Annotated in this window: 5 protein-coding genes; 4 read left to right on the top strand and 1 reads right to left on the bottom strand. The window is 38.2% G+C overall.

Annotation, left to right across the window (positions count from 1 at the left end; all coding sequences use genetic code 11):
* The first annotated feature begins 309 nt into the window (after positions 1-309).
* The 3 genes from HT699_RS02955 (at position 310) to glnA (ending at position 2,653) form a co-directional block, all read left to right on the top strand.
* On the top strand, positions 310-837 hold the full coding sequence (locus HT699_RS02955; RefSeq protein ID WP_023937102.1) for an aromatic acid exporter family protein: 528 nt from the start codon (positions 310-312) through the stop codon (positions 835-837).
* A gap of 76 nt (positions 838-913) precedes the next feature.
* The gene (gene glnR / locus HT699_RS02950; RefSeq protein ID WP_000659547.1) at positions 914-1,270 is read left to right on the top strand and encodes a transcriptional repressor GlnR; all 357 of its coding nucleotides are present in this window, start codon (positions 914-916) and stop codon (positions 1,268-1,270) included.
* 36 nt (positions 1,271-1,306) lie between these two features.
* Positions 1,307-2,653, top strand: coding sequence for a type I glutamate--ammonia ligase (gene glnA, locus HT699_RS02945; RefSeq protein ID WP_050261078.1), 1,347 nt, complete (start codon positions 1,307-1,309; stop codon positions 2,651-2,653).
* 95 nt (positions 2,654-2,748) lie between these two features.
* Here the strand turns inward: glnA and HT699_RS02940 are convergent, their stop codons facing one another.
* Complete coding sequence (locus tag HT699_RS02940; protein ID WP_001808898.1) at positions 2,749-2,868, bottom strand: hypothetical protein; 120 nt, start codon at positions 2,866-2,868, stop codon at positions 2,749-2,751.
* Here HT699_RS02940 and HT699_RS11650 point away from each other — a divergent pair.
* A complete protein-coding gene (locus tag HT699_RS11650; RefSeq protein WP_000410533.1) occupies positions 2,833-2,982 on the top strand; it encodes a hypothetical protein in 150 nt (49 codons plus the stop codon). The two genes, HT699_RS02940 and HT699_RS11650, sit on opposite strands and share 36 nt — an antisense overlap.
* Positions 2,983-3,373: the final 391 nt, after the last annotated feature.

Raw genomic sequence — 3,373 nt, 5'->3', positions numbered from 1 at the left:
CTCTTCAAACCACGTCAACGTCGCCTTGCCGTATATATGTTACTGACTTCGTCAGTTCTATCTACAACCTCAAAGCAGTTCTTTGAGCAACCTGCAGCTAGTTTCCTAGTTTGCTCTTTGATTTTCATTGAGTATAAAGTTCTTCCAGGACTTGCAGCCTTGACAGAAAAATAAGATTTTATAAACAAATCAAAGAAGAGAGGGATGAGAGTTCCTCTTTTCTTTTGCTTAAAATAAAAGAGCTTCCTCGCAACTATTACTCATAAAAATCACCGATTTATGATAAAATGGAAATAGAAAGTTGAGATTATGAGTTATTTTAAAAAATATAAATTCGATAAATCCCAGTTCAAACTTGGTATGCGAACCTTTAAAACAGGAATTGCTGTTTTTCTAGTTCTCTTGATTTTTGGCTTTTTTGGTTGGAAAGGTCTTCAAATCGGTGCTTTGACAGCTGTTTTTAGCCTGAGGGAGAGTTTTGATAAGAGTGTTCATTTTGGGACTTCGCGTATTCTAGGGAATAGTATCGGAGGCCTCTATGCCTTTGTCTTCTTCTTATTAAATACCTTTTTCCACGAAGCCTTTTGGGTAACCTTGGTTGTTGTTCCAATCTGTACCATGTTAACTATTATGACAAATGTAGCCATGAATAACAAAGCGGGGGTTATTGGTGGTGTAGCGGCTATGTTAATCATTACCCTATCGATTCCGAGCGGGGAAACAATTTTGTACGTGTTTGCGCGTGTATCAGAAACGTTTATGGGAGTTTTTGTCGCAATTCTAGTAAATTACGATATTGATCGTATTCGGCTCCTTTTAGAGAAAAAAGAAAAATAATGTTACATTTTATAACATTATCAATTGACGTTTGTCTTTTTTTAGACTATAATAGACAGAAAGAAGGAAATTGTAAATGAAGGAAAAAGAATTTCGCCGAAATATGGCTGTTTTTCCTATCGGCAGTGTTATGAAGTTGACCGATCTATCGGCGCGTCAGATTCGTTATTATGAAGATCAAGAGTTGATCAAACCTGATCGAAACGAAGGGAACCGTCGCATGTATTCCTTGAATGACATGGATCGTCTGCTTGAAATCAAAGATTATATCTCTGAAGGTTATAATATCGCTGCCATTAAGAAAAAATATGCTGAACGTGAAGCGAAATCCAAGAAAGCGGTGAGTCAGACTGAGGTGCGCCGTGCACTTCACAATGAACTCCTCCAACAGGGTCGCTTTGCTTCGGTGCAATCACCTTTTGGTCGCGGTTAAGCAACCGCAAGTAGTCATACATTAAGGAGAAAACTCATGCCAATCACAGCTGCAGATATTCGTCGTGAAGTCAAGGAAAAAAATGTTACCTTTATCCGTCTCATGTTCTCAGATATTTTGGGAACCATGAAAAACGTCGAAATTCCTGCTACAGATGAACAGTTAGATAAAGTCTTGTCAAACAAGGCTATGTTTGATGGATCTTCTATTGAAGGTTTTGTACGTATCAATGAGTCAGATATGTACTTGTACCCTGACTTGGATACATGGACAGTCTTCCCTTGGGGAGATGAAAATGGAAGTGTTGCAGGTTTGATCTGTGATGTCTATACAACAGAAGGTGAACCATTTGCGGGGGACCCTCGTGGCAATTTGAAACGTGCTCTTCGTCACATGGAAGAAGTTGGATTCAAATCCTTCAACCTTGGACCAGAGCCAGAATTTTTCCTATTTAAACTCGATGAAAATGGGGACCCAACACTTGAAGTGAATGACAAGGGTGGCTACTTTGATTTGGCGCCTACTGACCTTGCGGACAACACACGTCGTGAGATTGTGAATGTCTTGACCCAAATGGGATTTGAAGTAGAAGCCAGTCACCACGAGGTTGCGGTTGGACAGCATGAGATTGACTTTAAGTATGATGAAGTTCTCCGTGCTTGTGATAAGATTCAAATCTTTAAACTTGTTGTTAAAACCATTGCTCGCAAACATGGCCTTTACGCAACCTTTATGGCCAAACCAAAATTTGGTATTGCTGGATCAGGTATGCACTGTAATATGTCCTTGTTTGATGCAGAAGGAAATAATGCCTTCTTTGATCCAAATGATCCAAAAGGAATGCAGTTGTCAGAAACGGCCTACCATTTCCTTGGCGGTTTGATCAAGCATGCCTACAACTATACTGCTATCATGAACCCAACGGTTAACTCATACAAACGTTTGGTTCCAGGTTATGAAGCCCCTGTTTACATTGCTTGGGCTGGTCGTAACCGTTCGCCACTTGTACGCGTGCCTGCTTCACGTGGTATGGGAACTCGTCTTGAGTTGCGTTCAGTTGATCCAATGGCAAACCCATATATCGCTATGACAGTTCTTTTGGAAGTTGGTTTGCATGGTATTGAAAATAAAATCGAAGCACCAGCTCCTATCGAAGAAAATATCTACATCATGACAGCAGAAGAGCGCAAGGAAGCTGGTATTACAGACCTTCCATCAACTCTTCACAACGCTTTGAAAGCTTTGACAGAAGATGAAGTTGTCAGAGCGGCTCTTGGAGAACATATCTATACTAGTTTCCTTGAAGCCAAACGAATCGAATGGGCAAGTTATGCAACCTTTGTTTCACAATGGGAAATTGATAATTATTTAGACCTTTACTAATACTAATATAGAAGAAAGATTGCCTGAGGGTAAACAGTCACACAGCAGTCTAAGCTATCAAATACCTATAACCCTTAAAATAGTGATTTCGGTCGCTATTTATTTTTCGAAAAATCCTCTTGACTCTTTTGCGAATTAGATTTATCATCAGACGTGTAGAAGAAAATCAAGGAGTCACTATGGAAAAATTCAATTTCAAAAACAATATCGGGCAAGAAAACAAGTTACTTCAAATCGAAATCTACAAGTTTACTAACTTTTGCAAGCTTCAAAATTACACATCTGTAAATATTTTTTCGAAAGATATATTTGAAGCCATAGTAAATTGAGACTAGAATAGTACACTACATCTGCTAAAAATTTCTAGAAACTAATTTAACTTTCCTAATCGATTTGTTTACATCTTATTTCAATCTACTATATTATCTCAATAAATGATGATGGAGACTGTTTTGTTTGTGCTTGTCGATTTTTGAATCCTGATCGAGCGGAAGAATATTTCTACCGAGGTTGCCAAGGGGAAAATCCTGAAGATATTGAATTTTATGATGAACAATTACAGGCAGAAAAGGTGGAGGTTTTAAGTATTCGATTGGAAGTAAAAAATTGAATTATCTACAATCTCATCAACAATAAACCTATTTCAACCCCATTATCTATAGGCGTATTTTTACGCCTTTTTATATACTTGAAGCACATAAGAAACATTATGGGAAGTTT

The sequence above is a fragment of the Streptococcus sp. 1055 genome, from assembly GCF_013276815.1.
Taxonomy (GTDB): domain Bacteria; phylum Bacillota; class Bacilli; order Lactobacillales; family Streptococcaceae; genus Streptococcus; species Streptococcus pseudopneumoniae.
Note: the sequence above shows the minus strand (reverse complement) of the source record. Positions and strands in the feature narration are given on the sequence as shown.